The 24,458-nt window shown below is 65.7% G+C and carries 24 protein-coding genes; 16 read left to right on the top strand and 8 right to left on the bottom strand.

The genetic code is table 11. The features are described 5' to 3' along the window. Positions 1 to 12: 12 nt before the first annotated feature. From E4P29_RS23715 to E4P29_RS23700, 4 genes are read right to left on the bottom strand one after another with little or no spacing between them, the layout of a single operon-like run. The gene (locus E4P29_RS23715) at positions 13 to 831 is read right to left on the bottom strand and encodes a fused MFS/spermidine synthase (protein ID WP_135047432.1); all 819 of its coding nucleotides are present in this window, start codon (positions 829 to 831) and stop codon (positions 13 to 15) included. Further along, entirely contained in the window at positions 824 to 1,264 is a 441-nt protein-coding gene (locus E4P29_RS23710) for a cupin domain-containing protein (RefSeq protein ID WP_135047431.1), read from the bottom strand. The genes E4P29_RS23715 and E4P29_RS23710 overlap by 8 nt, the downstream gene beginning before the upstream one ends. A 10-nt stretch (positions 1,265 to 1,274) precedes the next feature. Continuing rightward, positions 1,275 to 1,940, bottom strand: a complete 666-nt coding sequence (locus tag E4P29_RS23705; protein ID WP_135047430.1) for an SDR family NAD(P)-dependent oxidoreductase — start codon at positions 1,938 to 1,940, stop codon at positions 1,275 to 1,277. Further along, on the bottom strand, positions 1,937 to 2,638 hold the full coding sequence (locus tag E4P29_RS23700) for a TetR/AcrR family transcriptional regulator (RefSeq protein ID WP_135047429.1): 702 nt from the start codon (positions 2,636 to 2,638) through the stop codon (positions 1,937 to 1,939). Before E4P29_RS23700 ends, E4P29_RS23705 begins: the two co-directional genes overlap by 4 nt. Before the next feature lie 187 nt (positions 2,639 to 2,825). Here E4P29_RS23700 and E4P29_RS23695 point away from each other — a divergent pair, with 187 nt between their 5' ends. The 7 genes from E4P29_RS23695 to E4P29_RS23665 are packed head-to-tail and all read left to right on the top strand — an operon-like array spanning position 2,826 to position 10,567. Further along, positions 2,826 to 4,373 carry an amino acid permease gene (locus E4P29_RS23695; protein WP_135047428.1) on the top strand — a complete coding sequence of 516 codons (1,548 nt, stop codon included), beginning with the start codon at positions 2,826 to 2,828 and terminating at the stop codon, positions 4,371 to 4,373. A 3-nt stretch (positions 4,374 to 4,376) separates the two neighbouring features. Beyond that, positions 4,377 to 5,159 carry an urea amidolyase associated protein UAAP1 gene (locus E4P29_RS23690; RefSeq protein WP_057474533.1) on the top strand — a complete coding sequence of 261 codons (783 nt, stop codon included), beginning with the start codon at positions 4,377 to 4,379 and terminating at the stop codon, positions 5,157 to 5,159. After that, positions 5,141 to 5,773 (top strand): urea amidolyase associated protein UAAP2, encoded by a 633-nt coding sequence (locus E4P29_RS23685; protein WP_135047427.1) that lies wholly within the window; start codon positions 5,141 to 5,143, stop codon positions 5,771 to 5,773. Before E4P29_RS23690 ends, E4P29_RS23685 begins: the two co-directional genes overlap by 19 nt. Continuing rightward, on the top strand, positions 5,770 to 7,779 hold the full coding sequence (locus tag E4P29_RS23680; protein ID WP_135047426.1) for a 5-oxoprolinase/urea amidolyase family protein: 2,010 nt from the start codon (positions 5,770 to 5,772) through the stop codon (positions 7,777 to 7,779). Before E4P29_RS23685 ends, E4P29_RS23680 begins: the two co-directional genes overlap by 4 nt. Beyond that, positions 7,769 to 9,472, top strand: coding sequence for an allophanate hydrolase (gene atzF / locus E4P29_RS23675; protein WP_135047425.1), 1,704 nt, complete (start codon positions 7,769 to 7,771; stop codon positions 9,470 to 9,472). The genes E4P29_RS23680 and atzF overlap by 11 nt, the downstream gene beginning before the upstream one ends. A 46-nt stretch (positions 9,473 to 9,518) precedes the next feature. After that, a complete protein-coding gene (locus E4P29_RS23670; RefSeq protein WP_135047424.1) occupies positions 9,519 to 10,022 on the top strand; it encodes a PaaI family thioesterase in 504 nt (167 codons plus the stop codon). 2 nt (positions 10,023 to 10,024) lie between these two features. Next, entirely contained in the window at positions 10,025 to 10,567 is a 543-nt protein-coding gene (locus E4P29_RS23665; RefSeq protein WP_080736265.1) for a helix-turn-helix domain-containing protein, read from the top strand. On the opposite strand, the gene E4P29_RS23660 is transcribed toward E4P29_RS23665, so the two are convergent. Both E4P29_RS23660 and E4P29_RS23655 read right to left on the bottom strand, forming a co-directional pair. Continuing rightward, positions 10,517 to 11,158 (bottom strand): LysE family translocator, encoded by a 642-nt coding sequence (locus E4P29_RS23660; RefSeq protein ID WP_135047423.1) that lies wholly within the window; start codon positions 11,156 to 11,158, stop codon positions 10,517 to 10,519. The two genes, E4P29_RS23665 and E4P29_RS23660, sit on opposite strands and share 51 nt — an antisense overlap. Positions 11,159 to 11,219: 61 nt before the next feature. Beyond that, on the bottom strand, positions 11,220 to 12,107 hold the full coding sequence (locus E4P29_RS23655; RefSeq protein ID WP_209205498.1) for an SGNH/GDSL hydrolase family protein: 888 nt from the start codon (positions 12,105 to 12,107) through the stop codon (positions 11,220 to 11,222). Between the two features lie 252 nt (positions 12,108 to 12,359). Here E4P29_RS23655 and E4P29_RS26155 point away from each other — a divergent pair, with 252 nt between their 5' ends. Next, positions 12,360 to 12,518 (top strand): hypothetical protein, encoded by a 159-nt coding sequence (locus tag E4P29_RS26155; RefSeq protein ID WP_167735595.1) that lies wholly within the window; start codon positions 12,360 to 12,362, stop codon positions 12,516 to 12,518. Here E4P29_RS26155 and E4P29_RS23650 read toward each other — a convergent pair. Continuing rightward, on the bottom strand, positions 12,515 to 12,757 hold the full coding sequence (locus E4P29_RS23650; RefSeq protein WP_032369989.1) for a hypothetical protein: 243 nt from the start codon (positions 12,755 to 12,757) through the stop codon (positions 12,515 to 12,517). The genes E4P29_RS26155 and E4P29_RS23650 overlap by 4 nt on opposite strands. Before the next feature lie 237 nt (positions 12,758 to 12,994). On the opposite strand from E4P29_RS23650, the gene E4P29_RS23645 reads away from it, so the two are divergent. Further along, positions 12,995 to 13,981, top strand: coding sequence for an NAD(P)/FAD-dependent oxidoreductase (locus E4P29_RS23645; RefSeq protein WP_135047422.1), 987 nt, complete (start codon positions 12,995 to 12,997; stop codon positions 13,979 to 13,981). A gap of 10 nt (positions 13,982 to 13,991) precedes the next feature. Here the strand turns inward: E4P29_RS23645 and E4P29_RS23640 are convergent, their stop codons facing one another. After that, positions 13,992 to 14,702 carry a Clp protease N-terminal domain-containing protein gene (locus E4P29_RS23640; RefSeq protein WP_135047421.1) on the bottom strand — a complete coding sequence of 237 codons (711 nt, stop codon included), beginning with the start codon at positions 14,700 to 14,702 and terminating at the stop codon, positions 13,992 to 13,994. Positions 14,703 to 14,903: 201 nt separating this feature from the next. Between E4P29_RS23640 and E4P29_RS23635 the strand changes: the two genes are divergently transcribed. The 7 genes from E4P29_RS23635 (at position 14,904) to E4P29_RS23605 (ending at position 24,407) form a co-directional block, all read left to right on the top strand. Then, on the top strand, positions 14,904 to 17,126 hold the full coding sequence (locus E4P29_RS23635; RefSeq protein WP_135047420.1) for a bifunctional diguanylate cyclase/phosphodiesterase: 2,223 nt from the start codon (positions 14,904 to 14,906) through the stop codon (positions 17,124 to 17,126). 36 nt (positions 17,127 to 17,162) lie between these two features. Then, on the top strand, positions 17,163 to 19,079 hold the full coding sequence (ggt, locus tag E4P29_RS23630; RefSeq protein WP_135047443.1) for a gamma-glutamyltransferase: 1,917 nt from the start codon (positions 17,163 to 17,165) through the stop codon (positions 19,077 to 19,079). Positions 19,080 to 19,263: 184 nt separating this feature from the next. Continuing rightward, positions 19,264 to 21,114: an Hsp70 family protein gene (locus E4P29_RS23625; RefSeq protein WP_167735594.1), complete on the top strand. Its 1,851-nt coding sequence runs from the start codon at positions 19,264 to 19,266 to the stop codon at positions 21,112 to 21,114. Positions 21,115 to 21,315: 201 nt separating this feature from the next. Then, on the top strand, positions 21,316 to 22,332 hold the full coding sequence (locus E4P29_RS23620; RefSeq protein ID WP_209205497.1) for a hypothetical protein: 1,017 nt from the start codon (positions 21,316 to 21,318) through the stop codon (positions 22,330 to 22,332). Between the two features lie 74 nt (positions 22,333 to 22,406). After that, positions 22,407 to 23,255 (top strand): C39 family peptidase, encoded by an 849-nt coding sequence (locus tag E4P29_RS23615; RefSeq protein ID WP_135047418.1) that lies wholly within the window; start codon positions 22,407 to 22,409, stop codon positions 23,253 to 23,255. An 80-nt stretch (positions 23,256 to 23,335) separates the two neighbouring features. After that, positions 23,336 to 23,767: a hypothetical protein gene (locus tag E4P29_RS23610; protein ID WP_135047417.1), complete on the top strand. Its 432-nt coding sequence runs from the start codon at positions 23,336 to 23,338 to the stop codon at positions 23,765 to 23,767. Between the two features lie 88 nt (positions 23,768 to 23,855). Further along, entirely contained in the window at positions 23,856 to 24,407 is a 552-nt protein-coding gene (locus tag E4P29_RS23605) for a sigma-70 family RNA polymerase sigma factor (RefSeq protein WP_135047416.1), read from the top strand. Positions 24,408 to 24,458 lie beyond the last annotated feature (51 nt).

Below are 24,458 nucleotides of genomic sequence, written 5' to 3'. Positions count from 1 at the left end.
GGAACCCAGTATTCAATCCCGCAACACCTTTGCATCACGCGCGAAAGTTGTGACCTGCTCGGTCAACCACACGTGTGCCGGAACTGCGCCGCCGAGAAGCTCCCGCGCCAGAGCCGGGGAGTCTCCGATCGGGACGTCACTGCCGGCGATGATGATGTTGCCGTAACGCCTGCCCTTGAGCATTGCCGGATCGGCGACGATCGCCGTGTGCGGAAAGATACTTCCGATGGTCGCCGCCTCCTGCTTCGCGAGCGAGAGATCCCGGCGGTCACCGCAGTTGACGACATACATGCCGCCGGGTGAGAGGACGCGTCGGACATGGGTGGTGAATTCGGCGGTGAGCAGCGGGGCCGGAGTTGTGGCTCCGGCGAACACATCTCGCACGATCAGGTCTCGGCTGTTCTCGCTCAGCGTCTCGGTGACGGCCCGTGCTTCGCCGACGCGGATGCGCAGCAACGGTGCCCGCGGTAGGTCGAACCATTCGCGAACCAGCTCCGAGAGCTTCCCGTCGAGCTCCACCACCACCTGACGCGCACCGGGAAATTCGGCGGTGAACGACCGTGCCAGTGTGCAGGCCCCGCCCCCGAGATGCAGCGCGCGCAGCGGAAACGTCGAATCCCACTGCGCTCGAACCAGTCCCGAGATCCACCGCATGTACTCGAACTCGAGCACGGTGGGGTCGTTCATGTCGATGTGCGAACTCGGAACGTCGTTGACGTTGACGACCCACCCGTCGTCCGAGAACGTATCGCGCACCAGTTCGCAGGTGCCCGAGTCGATTTCGAACAGGCCGGGCTTCAGCCCTCCAGCGGACTCGCGCTTCCTACCCATGGGAGTCCTCGAGCCGGAAGTCCTCGAAATCGAATCCCGGGGTGACGATGCAACTGACCAGGCTCGGCTCCACGCCCACCGGCCGCGCCCGCTGCCACACCGACGGTGGAACGATCTGCTGCGGAGATTCGGGCGCAACCAGCAGCGTGGTCACGTCACCCGGTTCGTTCCCTGCGCCGCCGAGGTCCAGCTGCACTGGACTACCACGGTGGTAGAGCCACATCTCGGTGCCGCGGACGGTATGCCAGGCCGACTGCTGACCGGGCATCAGCAGGAACAGGATTGCCGTACCTGCTGCGCGCGGGCCGGGATAACCGTCGGGCAGAGATGTCTGTGGAATCGTGACCTCGCTGCGCCAGGTCTCCTTGAACCAACCACCCTCTGGGTGGGGTGCAAGGTCCAGGCTCTGAGCCCAGTCGGGCAACGATGTCATGCCGGCAAGCCTAGTCAGCCGAGATCTGAACCCGGAACCTGTTCCGTTCGGTGTGCAGGCTCCACAGCTGCTCGGCGAGAGCCTCGGGGCTCTTCTTCGGATCGCTACCGTCGATGGCACCGCCGATGATCAACTGCGACACCTGGATTCCCTCCGCGGCCAACTCCTCGTTGAGCAGCTGTGCGTATGCTGCCTGGCCTGCGAACGCGATGGACGTACCGGTGACGGCACGTCCGGGCTTCACAGCAGAGCCGCCGTTGACGAACAGGATCGTGCCTTTGTTCTCGCCGAGGAATCTCATTCCCGGTAGCACCTGATGGACGGCAGCGATGGGTCCGTAGATGGAGAACTCGACCGGGCCGACCATGTCGGCCGGGGTGGTCTCGAGCACGGGCCGCATGAAGTCCTTCTGCGGAAGCGGGCTGTACTGCAGCACCTCGATGGGACCGAGTGTTTCGGTGACCTGCTCCAAGGCAGCGGCGATCGAGGCCGGATCGCGCACGTCGGCGACGAAGCCCTTCGCGGATACACCGTCGGCCACCAGCTGATCAGCGAGCGCGTCGACACGGGACCGGTTGCGGGAGATGAGGCCGACCGAGAAGCCCTGCGCGCCGAACTTACGCGCCACTGCTGCTCCGAGACCTGCACCTGCTCCGACTATTGCTATGGACGTCATGTCGAATGCAAGGACCGAGAATCCTCGACTATTCCGACGACCGCCTCGAGCAGGGCCTCCGCACTCCGATGCAACGACGTGACATCCCCTGTCCAACCGAGGACACGGAGGGCGGCCTCGGCGATCCCCTCCGCATCCACCGGGGGGTCGCGGCGTCCGTTTTCGCGATCAGCTCGCGCGTTCACCACGGTCTCCACCAGGCGAAACGGCAGGTCCTCGGTGCCCGGCCGACGCTCGGAACCCAGCTGAACCACAGTGTCCGACGCGATGGCCGCATACAGGCTCATCAGCGTGTACCGATGGTCGCGGAAGGTCTCGAAGCGCTCGCTGCGCAGCTCGGGCAGCAGGTAGAGCGCACCCAGATTCCAGGTGGACGCAGCCAGCTGCCCGGCGTCGAAGTAGGCGAGCGCGTACATCTGGGTCGAGGCCTCGGCCCCGGAATCACGGATTCGCTGCGCAAGGGCCAACGGCGCGTCGACGGTGCCGCTGAGAAGTGCGTCGAGGATGTCGTCCTTGGTGGCGAAGTGGTGATACAGCGAGGCCTGACGCAATCCGACGGCGTCGGCGATGACGCGAGTCGAGGTGTTGGTGAAGCCCCGAGTGGTGAACAGCTCGGCTGCCGCGTCGAGTATTTCCTCGCGAGCGGTGTCTCCTGCCCGCTTCTTTGTGCTCAGCCGTGGTCTGCCTGCGCCGGTCATGACTGCATCTTGTCAGGTCCACGTGACGGTGAGATTTCTGTCATCTGATCGAAATAGACGAAACGAGCTTGTTTCACGACGGACACCGCCCGGGAACGGCGGTGCCGAAAACTATCAATTGACAGAAACCCGCCTCGGCGATGCAGCGGGCGGTCACTCACCACCCACCTCGCCCGTAGGAGTGAACATGAGCTCGACAACATTGCCGGCCCCCGGCGCGGGTTCGGAACCGGTTCGTACGACGGACCATTCGGATCTCGCTGCCCTCGGTTACGACCAGCAGCTGCACCGTAGCCTCGGTAAGTACGCGTCGTTCGCGGCCGGCTTCTCGTTCGTCTCGATCCTCACCACCATCTTCCAACTCTTCGGCCTCGGGTTCAGCTTCGGCGGCCCGGCCTTCTTCCTCACCTGGCCGCTGGTGTTCCTCGGCCAGTTCATGGTCGCCTTGAACTTCGCCGAACTCGCCGCGCGCTATCCCATCTCGGGGGCCATCTACCACTGGTCCCGGCGCATGGGCGGTGAACTGGTCGGCTGGTTCGCCGGGTGGTTCATGATCATCGCGCAGATCGTCACCGCCTCCGCCGCCGCCATCGCATTGCAGGTCGTACTCCCCAGCATCTGGGGCGGATTCCAGTTCATCGGTGAGGACACCGCGCTGACCTCGTCGAGCGGAGCCGCGAATGCCGTTGTGCTGGGATCGATCCTGCTGGTACTCACCACCACTATCAACTGCATCGGCGTGAACTGGATGTCGCGCATCAACAGCATCGGCGTCACCTGCGAGATCGTCGGCGTCATCGCTCTGGTGCTGGTGTTCTTCACCCACGCCGAGCGCGGCCCGCAGGTGGTGTTCGATACCGGCAGTGCCGGAGCAGATCCCGGCTACATCGGTGCCTGGATCGTGTCAGGTCTGATGGCCGCCTACGTCATGGTCGGCTTCGGGTCGGCGGGCGAGCTCGCCGAGGAAACCCGCAATCCCCGACGCGTCGCACCGCGCACCATCCGCCTCGCCCTCTCGGCATCGGCACTCGGCGGCGGTCTAATGATCGTCGGCGCACTGATGGCCGCTCCCAGTCTCACCGACGGTGAGCTTGCGACGCAGGGCCTTCCGTACGTCATCGACTCGATCCTCACCTCGCCGTGGGGCAAGGTCCTGCTCGTCGACGTCGCCATTGCCGTGTTCATCTGCACCCTCGCGATCCAGACCGCAGCCTCGCGGCTGATGTTCTCCATGGCCCGTGACGGTCGACTGCCTGCCTCGGCTGCGTTGGCGAAGGTGAACTCGCGCACCGGAACCCCCATTGCACCCTCGGTGCTCATCGGTCTCGCCTGCATCGCGATCCTGGCGGTCAACGTCGGCAACTCCGCGATCTTCACCACGCTGTCGAGCGTCTGCATCGTGCTGATCTACCTCGCGTACATGATGGTGACCGTCCCGCTGCTGATCCAGCGACTCAAGGGCTGGCCGCACGGCGGAGTGCAGAAAGACGCCGACGGCGAGAAGCTCTTCACCCTCGGCCGACTGGGCCTGCCCGTCAACATCGCCGCAGTTCTCTACGGCGGACTCATGGTGATCAACCTGTCGTGGCCGCGAGCCGAGATCTTCGACCCCACCGGCGAATTCCCGCTGCTGCGCTGGGCCGCACCCCTGACCGTCCTCGCCGTGATCGTCGTAGGTATCGCCTGCCTGCCCCACGGCAAAGCCCACCCCAAGCCCGTCACGATCGGAGCCTGAACCATGAGCACGGCAACAACGTATTCCGCCAAGGAACACGCACGATCCCAGGCGACCGTCGCGCCGGCACCCACAGCACCGGAGGGCGTCTCGGAGCTCACGTGGGCAGAATCGGTGCCCGGTGGCAGCTACACCACGAAGGTCCTGGCTCGTGGAACACGGCTGCGGCTCGTCGACGTCGACGGTGCCGCCTGCGCCAATCTGTTGCTCTACCGCGTCGACGCACCGTGGGAACGCCTCAACACCGCCGACACCGTCAAGGTTCCGTGGCAGGCGTATCTGAGCGCCGGTCACCCCCTGCTCTCGGACCAGGGTCGGGTGCTGGCGACCATCGTCGACGACACCTCCGGTCACCACGACGCACTGTGCGGTACCACGTCCGCGGCGACCAACACCGCCAAATACGGAGTGAGCGGACCACATTCGTCGGCTCCGGCAGGGCGTGAACTGTTCACCCTCGCCGCAGCCAAGCACGGACTGGAACCGCGGGACGTCGCGCCGTCCCTGTCGTTCTTTCACGGAATTACCGTCGGAGCGGACGGGAGCCTCGTCAGCACCGGCTCGGCCGGACCGGGCCGCTCGGTGGATCTGCTCATCCACTTGCCGGTGATCGTGTTGCTCGCCAACACCGCTCACCCACTGAACCCCAGTCCCGAGTACGACACGACGACACTCGACGTCCTGGCCTGGCGCGCACCCGAAGAGCTGCTCACACTCGACAACACCGAGCCGGAATACCAGCGCGCAGTGCAGAACACCGAGAACGCATGGAAGGCAGCGCAGTGACTACCAGTGCAGTGATTATCAGAGACGAGATCGCCCCCGCGTTCGGACCCTGGTCCGCGATCGTCGAGGCCGGTGACGTCCTGACCATCGTCGACCTCTACGGAAATCAGGCCGTGGACACCCTGCTGTACGGCGCACACGATCACTCACTGCGATACTCCGCCGCTGCGACGGTCGCCGCGCAACGGAACCTGTTCCTCACCACCGGAACCGTTCTGCGTAGCGATGATTCGACACCGCTGATGATCATCGTCGAGGACGAGGTCGGCAACCACGACACCGTCGGTGGTGCCTGCTCCAAGGAATCGAACACTCTGCGCTACGGGCACCACACCCAGCACCAACACGCGTGCGTCGAGAACTTCCTCATCGAGGGTTCCAAGTGGGGTCTCGGCAAGCGAGACCTGGCCCCCAACATCAACTTCTTCATGAACGTCCCCGTCGACGCCGACGGCACCCTCGGAATCGTCGACGGCTTGTCGGCCCCCGGCAAGAAGCTCTCATTGCGTGCCGAGATCGACACCCTCGTGTTGGTCTCGAACTGCCCACAGATCAACAACCCCTGCAACGGATTCGACCCCACCGCGGTGCAGATGATCGTGACGCGATCATGACCGCGACCAAGATGACCGTGCAGCGGCCCGGCATGATCACGACCGTGCAGGACTGGCCGGGACGCGTCGGATATTGGAAAGTGGGCGTGCCGCCGTCGGGACCGATGGACGACCTGTCGTTCCGGCTCGGCAATACGGCGCTCGGCAACCCCGAGGGTGCACCGGGACTCGAATCGACCATGGCCGGGCCGGCATTGACGTTCGACGCCGATACCTACGTCTGTGTGACCGGTGCAGCGGTGCCGGTGCGCATCGACGGAACATCAGTGCCGCAGTGGCGACCCGTGCTGGTGCCCGCCGGTGCAAAGCTGGACGTGGGTACCACCACCGGCCACGGGCTGCGGGTGTACGTACTGATCCAGGGCGGCCTGGACGTCGACGATTACCTGGGCAGCGCAGCAACATTCACACTCGGCAAGTTCGGCGGACATCGTGGCGGCATCCTGGGCGAGGGCGACATCATCGGACTGGCCGGCCGCTCCGACAACTCCGCCGTCCTCGGGCCCATCCCCATGGAACACCTGCCGGTGCTGACGTCCGCCTGGGACATCGCCGTCACCGAGGGCCCGCACGGAGCGCCCGAGTTCTTCACCCGCTACGACATCGACACCCTCTACGCCACCCGCTACGAGGTCCACTTCAACTCCGATCGCACCGGAGTCCGGCTGATCGGCCCCAAGCCGCAGTGGGCTCGCGCCGACGGCGGCGAGGCCGGACTGCACCCGTCCAACATTCACGACAACGCCTACAGCGTCGGTGCATTGGACTTCACCGGTGACACCCCGATCCTGCTCGGCCCCGACGGCCCGAGTCTCGGCGGATTCGTCTGTCCCGTCACCGTTGTCGCGGCCGAACGCTGGAAGCTCGGCCAGCTTCGTCCCGGAGACACCATCCGATTCGTTCCGGTCCGGGCTGCGGCCACCGCGCCGTTGGGATCGCTCGGCCTCGCCCGGCGCGCATCACTGCCCGCGGTCTTCTCAGCCGGCGGTGACGGCGACGACGGCGTCATCGCTCGACGCGACGCCGATACGTGCGTCACCTACCGCCGATCTGGTGACGACAACGTGCTCGTCGAATACGGCGACATGAAACTCGACCTCACCCTGCGAGCACGGGTACACGCGCTACACCAGCGTGTCGAGGCCATCGCGCCCCGAGGCCTGCTGGATCTGACCCCCGGCATCCGCTCACTGCAGGTCAAGGTGAATCCCGATGTGCTCTCGATCGATTCGTTGATGGGGCTGCTCGCCGAGGTCGAGGACGATCTACCCGCAGCCTCGGAACTCGTGGTCCCCAGCCGCCAGGTTCGGCTCCCGCTCTCGTGGGACGATCCGTCGACCAGGGAAGCGATCCAGCGATACATGCACGGTGTGCGCGCCGATGCCCCGTGGTGTCCCTGGAACATCGAGTTCATCAGGCGAATGAACGGACTCGATTCCGTTGCAGACGTGTTCGACACTGTGTTCGCCGCCGACTACATGGTGCTCGGGCTCGGTGACGTGTACCTCGGTGCCCCGGTGGCGACGCCGCTGGATCCGCGCCACCGCCTGGTGACGACGAAGTACAACCCGGCCCGCACGTGGACGCCGGAGAATGCTGTCGGCATCGGCGGGGCATACCTGTGCATCTACGGCATGGAAGGTCCCGGTGGATACCAGTTCGTCGGCCGAACCACGCAGGTATGGAACCACAGTGCCGCGTACAGCGGAGGCCCGTTCGAGGAAGGAACCCCGTGGCTGTTGCGGTTCTTCGACCGAATTTCCTGGTACTCGGTCGAACCCGAGGAGCTGATGGACCTGCGCGCCGATCTGGCAGCAGGCCGAGGCGGTGGAGTCGAGATCACCGACGGTGAGTTCTCGCTCGCCGAGCACGAGAACTTCCTCGAGACCAACGCCGACTCCATCGCCGAGTTCCGCGCGACTCAGGCCGTGGCCTTCGGGGCCGAGCGGGACGCGTGGTCGGCAGCCGGAGAATTCGACAAGAGAGGCAAGATCGATGCTGCCTGAGGTACGAGAACGAGTTCTGCAGGCCTACAAGCGAATCGCGGAGGTCGACCGACCCGAGGTGTGGATCACCCTGCGCGACGAGGACGACGTACTGGCCGAGGCGGTGGCGCTCGAACGCGCACTGGAGGCAGGTGAAGATCTGCCGCTCGCAGGTGTGCTGGTTGCCGTCAAGGACAACATCGACGTCGCCGGTCTGCCCACTACTGCGGCGTGCCCCGAATTTGCCTACACACCAGCAGTCTCCGCCGTCGCCATCGAGCGACTGACGAGCCAGGGCGCACTGGTGCTCGGCAAGACCAACCTGGACCAGTTCGCCACCGGGCTGGTCGGCACCCGCAGTCCGTACGGCGCGGTGCGCTGCGCCTGGGACCCCACACTGGTGTCGGGAGGCTCGAGCTCCGGCTCCGCTGCCGCAGTGGCACTGGGCATCGCGGACATCGGAATCGGCACCGACACAGCCGGTTCGGGACGAGTCCCCGCCGCGTTCCACGGCTTGGTGGGAATCAAGGCCTCGCTGGGAATCGTGCCGAACACCGGCGTGGTACCCGCGTGCGCCGACTACGACTGCGTCACCGTGCTGGCGCGCGATCTCGACAGTGCCACGGCAGCAATGAAAGTCATGACCGGGGCGACGGTTACCGATCCACGCAGCCGGGCCTGGCCCACCGACGTGCGGTTGGCCGCGTCCCCGCAACCCCGGGTCGCCGTCCCGCGAGGTGAGGATCTGACGTCGTTGAGCCCGGCGTACCGTCGGGCATTCGAGGAGACGGTCGCAGGCCTGGCCCAGAAGGGCTTCACCCACGTCGAGGTCGATATCTCAGGGCTACTCGACGCGGCGACGCTGCTGTACGACGGATCCATTGTGGCGCAGCGCTATTCGGCCGTCGGAGAATTTCTCGATACCGCACCGGACGGTGCCGATCCCACGGTCGCTGCCATCGTCCGCTCTGCAGCCGGCCCGTCCGCGCACCGCTACGTGGACGATCTGGGCACACTCACCCAGGCCAAGACGGCTGCCCGCGAACTGCTCCGCGACGTCGACGGCCTGCTGCTGCCCACCACCACCGAACATCCGAGTATCGCTGCAGTGCAGGCAGATCCGGTCGGCATCAACCGACGCCTCGGCACGTTCACCAACTTCTGCAACCTGCTCGACATGGCAGCGGTCGCGGTCCCCGGTGCCCCGACGTCGGACGGCACTCCATTCGGAGTGATGTTCGTCGTCCCTGCGTTCGAGGATCAGATCGCGATCGACCTCGCTGCTCGGCTGAGCGAAGTGCCGTCACCCTCGCTGATCGACGACGGTATCGAGGTGTTGGTCGTAGGAGCGCACCTGCACGGTTTTCCGGTGCACAGCCAACTGACCGATCGGGGCGCACGGTTCAGCGGCGAGGTGACCACGTCTGCGGACTACCGACTCGTGGATCTGCACACCACACCGCCCAAGCCCGGTCTGGTGCGGCGGGAAGGCGACGGCGCACCCATAGCCGGAGAGCTGTACCGGATGTCCGCCGCCGCGCTCGGCACCTTCCTCGCAGGGTTGCCCGCGCCGATGGGCCTCGGTCCCGTCGAGTTGTCGGACGGACGCTGGGTCACCGGGTTCTGCTGCGCCCACGACGCGGCCGAGAAGGGCACCGACATCACCGAGTACGGCGGTTGGCGCGCCTACCGCGATCAGGGGTTACTATCCTGAGCAGCTGACTATCATGGTGATAGTTACTCGAGGACAGGCGAGACACATGATCACTGATGAGCAACGACGATCGCAGACCTTCTCGTGGGTCGACCCCGCCGAGGTGCTGAAGACTGCGTCCACCATGAGCGGTCTCGACGCCATGCGTGCGCTGGTCAGTGGCGAGCTGCCACCTCCGCCCATCGCCGCCCTCATGCAGTTCTCCCCGGTCTTGGTCGAGGCCGGCAAAGTGGTGTTCGAGTGCGAACCGTCCGAGGCGCACTACAACCCGATCGGCATGGTGCACGGCGGTCTGGTGTGCACGCTTCTCGACACAGTCCTCGGTTGCGCGGCCCACACCACGCTCCCGGCAGGCACCGGGTACACCTCCATCGACATCAACGTCAGCTACCAACGCCCGGTGCACTCTCACAGCGGACCTTTGACGGCCACGGGGACCGTGGTCAAGAGCGGCTCGCGAGTGATCTTCACCGAGGGTTCGGTGGTCGACAACACCGGCAGGGTCGTCGCAACCGGGACGAGTTCCTTGCTCGTCATCCCTGGAAAGTAGCAATGCAACGCCGTAGTTTCGCGGACATGGAGTGCCCCATCGCCGGGGCGCTCGAGCAGGTCGGCGAATGGTGGACGCTGCTGATCCTGCGGGATGTGCTCGACGGCTTCTCTCGCTTCGACGAGCTGGAGTCCAATCTCGGTATTGCTCCGAACATGTTGGCGCGCAGACTCAAAGGCCTGGTCGACGGCGGGATGCTGACCAAGGTGCAATACAGCGAGCACCCCCCGCGCCACGAGTACGTACCGACGGCGCGGGCCCGTGAACTCAGCACGGTCATCGTCGCTCTGTATGCATGGGGAAACAAGCATGTGCCGCAACAGGATCGGCGGGTGGTGCTGGTGGACGGAGATGGCCGACCGATCGATCCGGTCCTCGTCGACCGCGAGACAGGAAGGACTCTGCGCGAGAGCCACGCACAGTTCCTTCCGGGGCCGGCTGCATCCGAAGGCATACGGCGACGGTTGGATCCGGATCTGCGTGCCACGCGTCGATCACGCCGGGAGCGGTCGCCCGCCGTCGGTAGCGACACGGACCGCCAGTAACCCGAGCACTGTGCCCATCAGGTAACGCTGCACCTTCAGCCACGTCGGCCGGACGGCGAGAAATCGGGCGATCGATCCCGCCAGCACCACGATGGCCAGGTTGATCACAACCGCCACGGCGATCTGCACGCCGCCGAGTGCGAAACCCTGCAGCAAAACGGGTCCGGCAGCAGGATCGACGAACTGCGGAATGACCGAGATGTACATGATGGCGATCTTCGGGTTCAGCAGGTTGGTCACCAGCCCCATCATGAACAGCCTGCGGTTCGAATCCTGCTGCAGCGCAGTCGGCTCGAAGGCGGAGACCGTTCCGCGTAGGGCCTGCACCGCAAGCCAACCGAGGTAGGCGGCACCGGCGAGCTTGACCGCGACGTACAGCGCAGGCACGGCCGTGAACACTGCAGCCAAGCCGAGATTGGTCGCCGTCAGGTAGACCAGGAAGCCGACAGCCACACCTGCGAGGGACACCATTCCCGCCCTCCGCCCCTGCGAGATGCTGCGCGAGACAAGGTAGATCATGTTGGGACCAGGTGTCAGAACCAACACGAGGGCGATGGCGAACACGCCGAATACTGCAGACCACGAGACCATACGGTCGACACTTCCCGATAGTCGACCGCCCGGGTAGAGCCAGTTACCTTCTCGTGGACACCTATTCGCTTCGCACGATCGCGGCGACCTCGTCACCGATGGCGGCCATGCCGGCTGCCGTCGGGTGCAGTGGCGCTGCGGGGTTCTCCGGGATGACGCCCTCGAAGTACCGTTGATCGACTGCCGCGCAGACATCGTGGCCGACGCTCAGTGCCTCGGTGTCGACGAACTCGGCCCCGTGCTCCTCGGCCTGTGTCTTCAGCGCCTGGTTCATGGCGGTGATGCTGCTCTGGATGTAGTCGGCGTCCTCGGGGAGAACCGGCTGAGTGGGGAAGCAGCCACCGTCGGGGAGATACGTTCCGTACCCGACGACGAGGATCCGCGCGTCGGGCGCACGCTCGGCTACCGCGTCGAGCATCGCGCCCCAACCCGAAGCCTTGTCCTCGATGGCGGTGGCGACGGTGTCGACGCCGCCGGCGGTGAGCCGGTCCTTGCAGACGTTGCCGGTCGAGGAATTCGCGAACGTCAGGCAGCCCACCGCGGTCGAGACGAGGCCGATGTCGTTGCCACCGATCGTCACAGTCACCAGATCGGTCTCGGGCGTCACCGCGTCGAGCTGGACGGGCTGATCCCCGCTCGAGGTGCTCTGGGGCGTCGAGACCAGGTTCTCGGTCACTGCCCCGCCGCACGTGACGTCGACGAAGGACGCGACCTCGAGCTGAGCCGCGACGACGTGTGGGTAGTTCGAGTCGGACTGCTCGCAGCCCGGCACACCCACCTGCTCCGGGATGCGTGGCCCCGACGCCGCGGAATCACCCAGCGCCACATAGTTCAGTGGCGCCGAAGCCGGGGTGTCCGGGACGTCGGCGTCCGGTGCACTGGGCGAAGAACACGCCGCAAGCAGGCTCACGGCAACAGCAATCCCGACGTAGATCCCAGGGTTCCTCACAGGTTCGACGCTACCGCGGCCGGTAACCTCGACCGGGTTGTCCCACGAGTACGTCTACACATCGAAGCAAAGGAACATCTCATGATCACCAACTTCATCAACGCGATCCTCGCCGGCTTCGGCTCCATTTCCGCTGGTAGCAGCGGCTTCGAACTGGCACCGGGAACGCTGCCCTTCGGACTGTAGGACCGGCAGTGTGCTATCCGTGCGGTGCCGACGGTTCGTCCGGCACCGCACGGGTACACACCTCACATGACTGATCCGAAGCACGACGAGAACTCGACCCCCGACGCCGAAGAAGACGTGCAGTCCGACCCGGCTGCGGGCGCAGACACCAACGACTGGTCCAGCGAGGGCGGGGCCATCGAAACCGGACCGGCCACCGACGACGAGCGAACCGACGGCAACTAGCCGAACAATCGGCGAGGCGCGGCCCGCACCGTTCGGACGTCACCGTCGGCCACGATGTGTTCCAGCGCTTCTCCGCGCGCTCGCATCGATGCGTCGGCAGTGAAGTCCACTCGAGCGTCGCCGAGCCAGTCGATGCCTACGACGATCCCCACGGTTCCCTTGGGAATGCCGCTTCGCCACCGCACGCGGCCCAGATTTCGGATAGCGACGACCGTATCCCCGATGTGGAAATTCCCCATAGCGCCCCCAACTTGTTCCTGCCGATTAGTACACCGCAACCGAACAGCCTGTTCAAGCGGTGGATCCGCGCTTACGGCTGGCGATGGCGACCGGTGACGTTGTCAACGCGTCGAAAAACGGGGTAGCTACCTCGTTTCGAGTGCGAGCACAGCCATGGCGGTATTTTCGTCTTTCACGAGTTGCTGTTTTGGCAATTTATCTTGCCAAGAGGGTGGTCCCGTCTGCACACTGCAGACATGACTTCAGACAACGCCCCAGCGCCCCTCGAGAATGTCCGCGTCGATGCGATCATCGTCGGCGGCGGAGTCGCCGGACTCAGCGCCGCAGTAGCTCTCGGACGCTCGCGCCGGTCCGTGGCGATCATCGACGCCGGCGATCCACGCAACGCTCCGGCAGCCCATTCGCACAACTACCTGACGCGCGACGGCGAATCGCCGCTCGAGCTCGTTCGCCTCGGCCGTATCGAGGCCGAGCACTACGGCGTCCGCATCGTCGACGGCACCGCGACGTCGGCGGTGCGGACCGACTCCGGGTTCGAGGTGTCCCTCGCCGACGGCACCGTCGTTCGAGGCCGTCGCGTTCTGGTCACCACCGGTCTCACCGACATTCTTCCCAGCATTCCGGGGCTCGCCGAGCGCTGGGGCCGCGATGTACTGCACTGCCCGTACTGCCACGGGTGGGAGGTCCGAGACCGAGCGATCGGCATCATCGGCAGCGTCATGTCCGCACACCAGGCCCAGATGTGGCGTCAGCTGTCCGAGAACGTCACCGTCTTCACCCACACCGCAACGGAACTGAGCCCCGAGGATCTGACGCGGATGCGCGCCCGCGGGATCGTCGTGGTCGAAGAAGAGATCACGCGAGTCGACGTCGAGAACGACGCCATCGTCGGCGTCACGTTGGCGAACGGCGTCGCCGTCGCGCTCGACGCCGTGGTCGTCGGCCCCAACTTCACTTCCCGCGCGGACGTTCTCGAGTCATTGGGACTCGAGACAACCGAGATGGTGATGAACGGGCACGTCCTGGGCACCTACATCGAGGCCGACCCGGTCGGGGCGACGTCCGTGCCAGGAGTGTGGGTGGCCGGCAACGTAGCGGCACCCATGGACACCGTCGTCGCGGCATCTGCGGCAGGCGTGAAGGCCGGTGCCGCGATCAACGGTGATCTCATCGAGGAGGACGTTCGGTTCGCCGTCGAGCAGGCCGAAGCAATGGCCTCCTGACGTCGGTTCATCAGCTTCCCAGCGCGGTTGCCAGTCCGCTCTCGATGGCGTCTTTGCGGACCCCGAGCTCGGTCAGGGTGGCATCCTCGTTCTCGAGCAACGCCAACAGGATGTGCTCGGTGCCGATGTAGTTGTGTCCCAACCGAAGCGCCTCACGGAAGGTCAATTCCAGTGCCTTCTGGGCACCGGCGTCGAATGGAATCAGCGCCGGCAGGGGATCGGCCGGTGCGGGCAGCGTCGCCGTCACCGCGGCGCGGATCTGCTCGTCGGTGAGCCCCTGCGCACCCAGCAGCTTCGCGGCGAAGCCCTCGGGCTCACCGAGCAGGCCGAGGATCAAGTGGCCCGTGGTGATGTGATCGTTGCTCGTCGCCCGGGCTTCGTTCTGCGCCCCCACCACCACATTTCGTGCGCGCGGAGTGAAGCGAGAGAAGCCCTGGCTGGCGTCGAGCTCGGCCGGGTCGTCGCCGCCCTTGGCCACGAAACGTTTCTGCACCGCCTGCTTGCTGACACCCATCGACGCGCCGATGGCAGTCCAGGACGCACCGGAACGACGTGCTCGATCCACGAAGTGTCCGATCAGATGGTCGGCGATGTCGCCTAGCGCATCGGCGGCGATCACCGCGTCGGAGAGCTGATCGAGGGCGTCGGTGTGCACCTTCTCGATGGCGGCGATCAGGTCGTCGAGTCGGACTGGATTGGTGATCTTCGTTGGTTCGGTCATGCGTCAACCTTAGGTTGACGACCGCCTGCCGTCAACCTTCGGTTGACGTCGGTTTTCGACGGGTGGGTGGAGCCGAGGTCTGTTCGAAGGCAATTAGTGACCCTGGTCACCGTTTGTGCAGGCAAAGACGTATATTCACCGATGAAGGCGTCAGCGGAGAAGGTGCGAGCGCCGCACAGCGAGGGGAAGTGGGGTCCTTCGATGAATGCGAAGGCCGCTGCGCCATTCGCCGTGCCATCGGTGCGGACCGCGTTCCTGGCTGCGGTGGCCGTCGTCGCGGTGGCGGTGTTCGTCCAGGGCAGTGCCGACGTGCGTGCCGGCGTGCTGGCCGTTGTCGCCGTGGGATCGGTCGTGGCGATCAGTGCGGCAATTCGTCGCTACCGTCCGAGCGACGCCCGATGCTGGTGGGCTCTGTTCGGAGCCTCGGTGCTCTTCATGTTCGGAGTCTCGTTTCGCAGCGATCCGGACGCACTGGATCGATCGTTCTCGCTGCTCCCGGATCTCTTCACTCTCACCGGGTACGCCCTGGTGGGATACGCCCTGTCTCGGTGGATCCGAGACCGCCGGTCGATCGACGACATCACCCCCCTCGTCGATGCAGGCCTGATCTTCCTCGGCACGTTGTTCCTGTCGTGGTTGCTGCTGATCTCTCCGGCCCTCGACCTGCCGCGTTCGTCCGTGTCGACGGTGATGAACGGGATCTATCCGGCGATCGACGCAGCGTTGATCACGTTGACGACGTATCTGCTCTTCTCCTCGAAACCCCGCTCCGCCGCGCTGTTCTGGGCGCTGCTCGCCCTGGTGGCGACGTTCGTCGGCGACGTGTCCTACGCCTTCGCGGCGACGACCGACGACGCTCCGTCCTCGGGGTTGCTCGACGGCATCTACCTGTTCGCATACCTGTCGCTGGCGATGGCAGCGCTCGACCCGTCGATGCGCACGGTGTCGCACCGGCAGACCCCCGCGCCCGCCCACAGCAGCCGTCGGGTGGTCTTCGTGGTGTTGATGTTGGTGGTCTGCGCGACCGTGCCGCTGCTCGGTTCGGCGGTCTCCACCGGCGACTTGATCGTCCGCTCGCTGTTGCTCGCCTCGATCCTGGTCGGCGCTTTCCTGCGCGGCGAACGCGCCCTGGCCCGAGTGCAGACCGGCGAAGAGCATGCCCGCTACCTCGCGGCACACGACCTGCTCACCGGACTGCCGAACCGCACCACGCTCGACGCGGAATACGCCCGACACGAACGCGATCGACGCCCCGGACGCACCTGCACGCTGTTCGTCGACCTCGACAACTTCAAGATGGTCAACGATTCCTACGGCCACCGCGTCGGAGACGAGTTGATCGTCGCCGCGGCACGTCGCATCCGCGCGGCCGTCGGTGCCGCCGACACCGTCGTTCGGTATGCGGGCGACGAATTCGTGGTGCTCACCCGCCGCGACCGTTCGGGTTCGGAACTGTTGGCGCGCCGCATCATCGAGCGACTGAGCGAGCCGTTTCCGCTCAGTGCTGCCACCGCCTACGTCTCGGCTTCGGTGGGCATCGCCGACGCCGAACGACTGCACGACGCCATCCGCGAGGCCGACACCGCGATGTATCACGCGAAATCTCTCGGGGCGTCTCGCTACGCGTTCTTCGACGAGTCCTTGCGTGCGCGAGCAACATCGGCGATCGAGACCGCCACCGCGCTTCGGGGCGCGATCCGGCGCGGGGAACTCGAGGTCTACTACCAACCGATCGTCGCGACGAACTCCCGCAAGACCGTTGTCTACGAGGCGCTCGTGCGCTGGAACTGGCAGGGGCGAGTACGGACGCCGAACGAGTTCATCCCGATCGCCGAATCGACCAATCTCATCGAGGAGATCGGCGAGTGGGTGCTGCACACCGCGATCTCCGATCTGGTGACGCTGCGCGCGAACGGGCAGGACGTCACCATGTCGGTCAACGTCTCGCCGATGCAGCTGCGCGACGATTCCCTGCCGGGCATCGTCCAACGGGTGCTCGATACCTTCGGCGTCACCGGCGCGGACCTGGCGCTCGAGATCACGGAAGGCGTTCTGATCGACGACATCGGCGCAGCGAAGACCGTGCTCGATCAGCTCGCCGCCATGGGCGTACTCATCGTGCTCGACGATTTCGGTATCGGCTACTCCTCGCTGAACCGGTTGCGCAAGATGCCGATTGCACTGCTCAAGATCGACAAGTCCTTCGTCCACGAGATCGGCGTCTCCGATTCCGACATCCAGCTGATTTGCGCCATCACCGCCATGGCGTCCGCGCTGCCCGTGGCCACCGTCGCCGAGGGGGTCGAGACCGAGGAACAAGCCGCGATCATCGAGCAACTCGACTGCCGTTTCGCGCAGGGCTATCTGTACGGCAGGCCCGCCCCCATCGCGCATTGGCTTCTCGAATCCGAGCAGCAACGGTGACCACGGTGTTAGCGTCGAGCGGTGTCTGCAACCGGAATGCGCCCTGTTCGCTACACCGCCCTCGCCTGTGCTCTTCTGCTGGTGCCGCTCGTCGCGTGCAGCAGTAGCGACGACCCCGGTACCGACACCGCGGACAGCTGCGTGCTCGGTGCCAGTGGCGGCACCCCGGTAGGAAAGAGTCCGAGCACCGGCTCGGGTGACATCTCCACCAATCCGGAAGTGGCGACCGGATATCGGTCGAACATGACTCCGGTGGAGACGCCGTCGTACTCGGTCTCCACCGCCAACCCGGTCTCCACCGCAGCCGCGTGCGAGGTACTACGCGACGGCGGCACCGCGGCCGACGCACTCATCGTCGCGCAGACCGTGCTCGGGCTCGTCGAACCCCAGTCGTCGGGAATCGGCGGCGGCGCTTTTCTGATGTACTACGACGCCGCGTCGGGCGAGGTGCAGAGCTACGACGGTCGCGAGACCGCGCCGATGAGTGCCACCGGCGACTACCTGCGGTACATCGACGACGTCAACCGCACTGTGCCGCAACCCGATGCGCGGTCCAGTGGCCGATCGATCGGCGTGCCGGGCGTTGTGCGCATGCTCGAGCAGGCGCACGAGGATCACGGCGACAAGCCGTGGGGGGATCTGTTCCGACCAGCAATCGAGCTCGCCGACAACGGAATCGAGATCAGCCCGCGCATGGCCTCGTCCATCGCGGACTCGGCACCGAAGCTCGCACTCGACCCGGCGTCCAAGGACTACTTCCTGCAGCCCGACGGTACCGGCAAGCCCGCCGGCACGGTGCTGAACAACCCAGCGATGTCGAAGACGTTGTCTGCCATCGCAACCGACGGTGCCGACGCCTTCTACACCGGCGACATAGCCCAGGCCATCGTCGACGCGACAGCCGATACCACCGCCGGCCGTACCCCGGGGCAGATCACGTTGGACGACCTCGCCGGCTATGAGCCGAAGACCCGTACCGCAGTGTGCACGCCGTACCGCGATCACGACATCTGCGGAATGCCGGGGCCGTCCTCCGGTGGAATCGCGGTGGCCTCGACGATGGGCATTCTGTCGAACTTCGATCTGGCGCAGTACGCCCCGACGGACATGGACGCCAACGGCGGCAAGCCGACCGCCGAGGCCGTGCATCTGATCTCCGAGGCCGAGCGTTTGGCCTACGCCGATCGCGACAAGTACGTCGCCGATCCGGACTTCGTGCCCCTACCCGGCGGCTCGCCCGACACCCTGCTCGACCCCGAGTACCTCAGCAGCAGAGCAGGACTGATCGACGAAGGCAAGTCGATGGGTACCGCGAAACCGGGCGACTTCGGGCCCGTGCAGTTCGCCTCGTCCACCGATCCCGAGCACGGCACCAGCCACATCTCCATCGTCGACGGCGAGGGCAACGCGGCCTCGATGACGACGACCGTCGAATCCGCCTTCGGCTCGTTCCACATGGTCGACGGATTCCTGCTCAACAATCAGCTGACCGACTTCTCGGCCGCGCCGGTAGCCGAGGACGGAAGCCCGACGGCCAATCGAGTCGAGCCCGGCAAGCGTCCGCGAAGCTCGATGGCCCCGACCCTGGTGTTCGACCGCAGCGACGACGGTGCACGCGGAGACCTCGTTCTCGTCGCGGGCTCACCGGGCGGATCGGTCATCATCCAGTTCGTCGTCAAAACACTGGTAGGACTGCTCGATTGGGGAATGGACCCGCAGCAGGCGGTGTCGATGGTCGACTTCGGAGCGGCCAACACCCCGTCCACCAACTACGGCGGCGAACACCCCAACGTGTCCGGAGAGAACGATCCGGTCGTGGTGAAGCTGCGCGAGATGGGCCACCAGGTCTCGGTTGCCGACCAGTCGAGCGGGCTGAGTGCGCTGCAACGCACCGACGGTGGCTGGATCGGCGGAGCCGACCCGCGCCGCGAAGGTGAGGTACTCGGCGGGTAACGCCCTCCGGGAACCTTTCGGTGAGTCTCGGCATCCAACTGCGGGAGGACGGTAGGTTTCTTCCGTCCGAGCACCCCTACCCTGTGCTCGGTCGATGCGAGAAGGGCGGACACACGATGGACCGATACACCGCGGCGCAGCAGTGCCGAGCCGGGAACGCTTCCTCGGTGGGGGTGTGTGGGCTATGACGACGCCGAACACCTGGACCCTCGGGATCGACTTCGGCACCTCGAACACCGCCGCCGCCCACACGAGCCCGATCAGCGGTGCCGTCGAAACGCTCATGCTCTCGCACAACCGCACGACGATGTCGTCGTCGGTGTTCGTCGAATCCCCCGACCGTATCGCTGTCGGGGATGTCGCCGTCGACCGAGCCGAGTCGAATCCCGCCGCGTTCATCCCGGCCCCCAAACGCACTGTCGGACAGGGCATGGTGACCGTCAACGGTTACACCGTTCCCACGGCGTTGCCGGTCGCGGCAGTCCTCGAGTCGGTGATCGCCCGCGCGAGGGCCGCGCACGGCGGAACACCTCCGACGAATGTGGTGCTGACCCACCCCGAGGCCTGGTCCCGCCGCGAGATCCAAGTTCTGCTCGATGCCGCAGCCCAGCTCGGCCACCACCCACCCCACGTGACGACGGTGTCCGAGCCGCGCGCCGCGGCTCACTACTACACCCGCGCCCACTCCCTGGAACCCGGCACGAAGATCGCGGTGTTCGACTTCGGCGGCGGCACCCTCGACGTGGCCGTGCTGCAAGCGAACGACGGCGGCAGCTTCGACATCATCGCCGCCCGCGGAGACAACGGCCTCGGTGGCAAGAACCTCGATGCACATCTACGTCGATGGCTCGACGAGCAACTCGAGGTCCGCGACCCCGACCTGCTCGACTTCCTGCGCACCCGGGCACCCCTCGACGTCCGCTACGGGCTCGACGATTCGATCCGACGTGCCAAAGAGCTGCTCTCCGAGGCACCCTCGGCGACGATCACCGTCACCGGCGACGGACGGACCGAACGCTTCCAGATCACCCGAGACGAACTCGACGAACTGATCGCGCCCGCTCTGGACCGGGCAGTCACGCTCGCGCGATCGACACTTCTCGATGCACACATCACCGACCCGGGCCAGCTCGAGGCCCTCTATCTCACCGGTGGATCGTCCCGCATCCCCGCCGTGCACGAACGACTACGCCCACTGGGGCCGATCGCCACCCTGGACGACCCGAAAACTGTTGTTGCGCAAGGGGCAATTGCTGCCGCATCACCCGCCGAGCACAGCACGCGACCGGCCCCGCCGACGCAGCAGAGTCCGCGGACGGCCGAGTTCGCTGCACCATGGCCCACCACGACGAACACACTCGCCGGCCCACCGCCGGCGGACACCGATCGTCCCGGCACCGGCGGCGGGCGGAGGAAAATTCTCCTGGCCGCCGCCGCGGCAGCAGTGGTTGCCATTGCCGCCACGACCAGTTTCGTGTTGTGGAATCAGAGCGATTCGAACCCGAATTCCATTGCTGCAGGGCCTACTTCGTCCACCGAAACGAATACGGATCCCGCGGCCGCATCGGGCGGCGGAGAGTCGGGCACGACGCCACCGTCGACGAAAGACGCGGTCATCGCCGGCCTTCCGCCTGCTCTGCAAGCAGAGGTGACCGAGTGCAAGCAGACCGGAGAGACCGAGAACGGCGGCGCGCAGTTGCAGTGCCGGATGTCCACCGACAGTTCGTTGCTCGACGGCATCGTCGTCGACGACACCGGCACATCCTTCATCACCGTCTCCGTCGATACCCGTGAAGCCAAGAAAGACGTACTGGGAATACGGCAGGGCTACCAGAACAACACAGCGGTGAAGGACAACAAGATCGTCGAGAACGTCGCCCGCACTGCAGCTGCGCATCTGTCCGGACCCGGCTACGCCGATACGTACTCCATCTCGTACGCCAACGGCGCCACCGGCGTCATGGTCAGCTACGGCGACGCAGTCGGAATCGATGGCGCGACAACATTTCTGAACAGGGCAGGGCTCATCAACTAGAGCGTTCACCCCCTCCGCGGGGGCGCATGGTGACCGGAAGGGGTCGCCGAACCACAACGGTTCGGCGGCCCCTTCGTCGTTCTCCCGACAGCACCGTGCTCGGTAGCGGGCACCGGGTTCGGCGCATGCGGGAACCTTTTCCGGTCCCGCGCGCATCCAACTCTCGACCGCCACAACAAGGAAGCTCGAGAGGACATCGAAATGCAGAACGACGACAAGAGCGTGTACGACAACTCCGACGTAGCCGAGTACGACGCGAAGCTCGACGCGATCACGAACGACCCGAACGCCAGCTACGAAGACAAGGCCGACGCGATCAGCCAGGCCATCGACGACGAGCTCGACGAGATCTCGAGCGCTACCGAGGTCACCGCCGATCCCAGTTACTCTGCCCCCGACTACAGCGCCCCTGACTACAGCGCCCCTGACTCGGCCACCGCCCCGACGACGGAGGTCACCGCCGACCCGTCGACCGCGACCTACGGTGAACCTGCCGCCACTCCCATCGCATCGGCGACACCTGCGCCTGCACCTGCACCTGCGCCTGCACCCGAAACGTCCACGGTGAACGACGAGATCGGCGTCAGCGGCAACGTCGACTACGTCTCTCCTCGCGATGTCGACGGCGACGGCCTCGTCGATCTGACGCATTCCCGCGTCGACGGGATCGACACGATCACTCACTACGACGAGGACGGGTCGATCACGTTGATCGAGCAGGACACCGACTCGAACGGCACCTACGAGACCGCGGCCGCGCAGCAGCCCGACGGCACCGTCCGCATCGCCGAGGACCTCGACGACGACGGTGACGTCGATCTGGCCACGTTCCACGATCCCGTCAGCGGCGCCCCGGTCCGGCAGGACACCATCGAGGGCAGCGCGATCACCGAAACGCTGCTCGACACCGACGGTGACGGACACGCCGACACCCGACTGATCGACTCGAACGGTGACGGACAGTTCGACGCCGCGCTGGTCGACACCGACGGCGACAGCTACACCAACGCCAGCCTCGTCGACACAGACGCGGACGGGCAGTTCGATTTGGCCAGTGTGGACACCGACGGCGACGGCACTCTCGACACCGTCGTCACCGGCGCGGAGGCGGACCTGTCCAGCGTCGAGTCTCTCGAAGCGTCGATCTCGGCGGGCGAGGACCACCACGATCCGGCAGGTACCTACCCGGCCGATCCGCATTCCGACATCGACGCCTGACACCGCTCCCGAAACACTCGATCCGCTACCGCTCCTGTCACACTCGATCCGCTACCGCTCCTGGGGGGCCGACCATGCACGACTTCGACGATGCAGGGATGTACACGTTCGAGACCACCGACCATGTCATCTCGGACCACTACGCAGACGACACCGCACACGTCGACGATGTCTCGTCGCAGGTCGGCCCCCAGCCCACACCCGACGACGTCAGCACCGAATCATCCTCGCCCACAGATGAATTGGATGCGCAATCCGAGCCGGACGCGCACCCCACCGGCAACCCGGCGCTCGACATCGACCTCACCGACGACACCTCCGAAAACTCTGCAGTGCACGGCAATCCGGTGGAGTGGACGATCAACTGGTTCTATCAACAGGTCGACGGATACTGCGGGCCCGCGGTCGTCGGTCAGCTCGTGGCCGAGTACACCGGCGCGAACATCACCGATCCGCAGCATCTGGTCGACCGCGCCGTCGAACTCGGGTTGATGTCGGCCGACGATCCGACCGGGGGAATGACGTTGCCCGCCATCGAGCGTCTGCTCGAGGATCAGGGCGTGCCGGCGACGATCAGCTCCGGATCGCTCGACGACCTTCGCACGCAGCTCGACGACGGGCACGCGGTGATCGCCATGGTCGACTCGGGGGAGATCTGGCAACCCGGAGGCGAGAGCGTCGAAGACGACACGCCCGACCACGTCCTGGTCGTCGCCGGCATCGACGACGAACGCGGCGTCGTGATCCTGTCCGACCCCGGTGTACCCAACGGAAGTCAGCTCGAAGTCCCCATCGAACAGTTCGAGCAGGCCTGGGCGGATTCCGGCCACCAGATGCTCGTTGCCGACGAACCCGACGCGGATCTCGTTCCTACGGCCCCGCCCAATTCGAGCCGATCCACGGTCATTTCGCTTCGGTCGTGATCGACCGGGCACAATGGACACCCGGACCCGAAGTACACGGTGCACCGGGCCCTGGACGACAATCAGCAGCGAGGTGAGCGATGACCGACGATCGACCGTCCCCGTCGTTGGGTGACATTCTCGGCGATCTGCCCCCGCTCCCGGACTCGGTGTGGGAGCGCACCCTCGCGACAGCATTCGACCCCGACGCCGCCGTCGACGCCGATCTCGTCCCCGAGATGACCGACGTTCCGGTCGTACCCGAGGACGACGAGATCGAGCTCGCAGAACTGTTGCTCGACGACCCACTGCTCGACGACGGTGCAGATCATCTCGATCATTCGAGCGTCACGCAACACGCCGCCGACCGAGACCATGCCACCGAACACCACCACCTCGAGGATGAGCCCGAGGTGGACCTGGGCACCGACATGGACTCCTTCGAAGACCAGGAGCCGTCGGAGACATTCGACCATCACGTGGATCACGACGGTCCCGATCTCGATCCCGGCCTCGGCGACGACGTTTCCTGACGCGCCCCCAGCCGGTCCCTACCGATGGGTACTATTTCCACTCGTCGATGCACACACCGAGGGTGAGCAGCGCGGATCGGAGGGATACGTGAACGAAGCCGAGTTGATCGCGGCGTGCCGTTCGGGGGATCACCGCGCGTTCGCCGACCTCGTCGGCCGCTACCGGACCAACGCCTGGCATGTCTGTCTGCAGATCACCGGTAACACCCACGACGCCGAGGACGCCCTGCAGGACGCCGTCACCGCCGCCTGGCAGAACCTGCACAGGTTCCGCGGCGAAGCTCGGTTCAACACGTGGCTGCACCGCATCGCCACCAATGCCGCTCTCGCTGTCGTGCGCCGCCGCAAGCCGGTGGACAGCCTCGACGCCGACGAGCCGGGCATCGACCTCGGCCACGACGGGCCTCGCTTCGACGACCAGGTCACGACCTCGCAGGTGGTACTTCAGGCTCTCGCCGCGCTACCGGAGGACTTCCGAGTAGCGATCGTGTTAGCGGAATTCGCCGACCTACCGTACGCCGACATCGCCGAACACCAGGGCGTGTCGGTGGCCACGGTGAAGACCCGGATCCATCGGGCCCGCAAGCAACTGGCCACACTGCTGGTCCCGAATTCCGACGCCCTCGACTCGGGCAACTGACCTGCCACCCGGACCTTCCACACCGGGCATCGCTCCACGCAAAGATGCCGC

It is taken from the genome of Rhodococcus sp. 1R11 (assembly GCF_004563845.1).
GTDB lineage: Bacteria > Actinomycetota > Actinomycetes > Mycobacteriales > Mycobacteriaceae > Rhodococcoides.
Note: the sequence above shows the minus strand (reverse complement) of the source record. Positions and strands in the feature narration are given on the sequence as shown.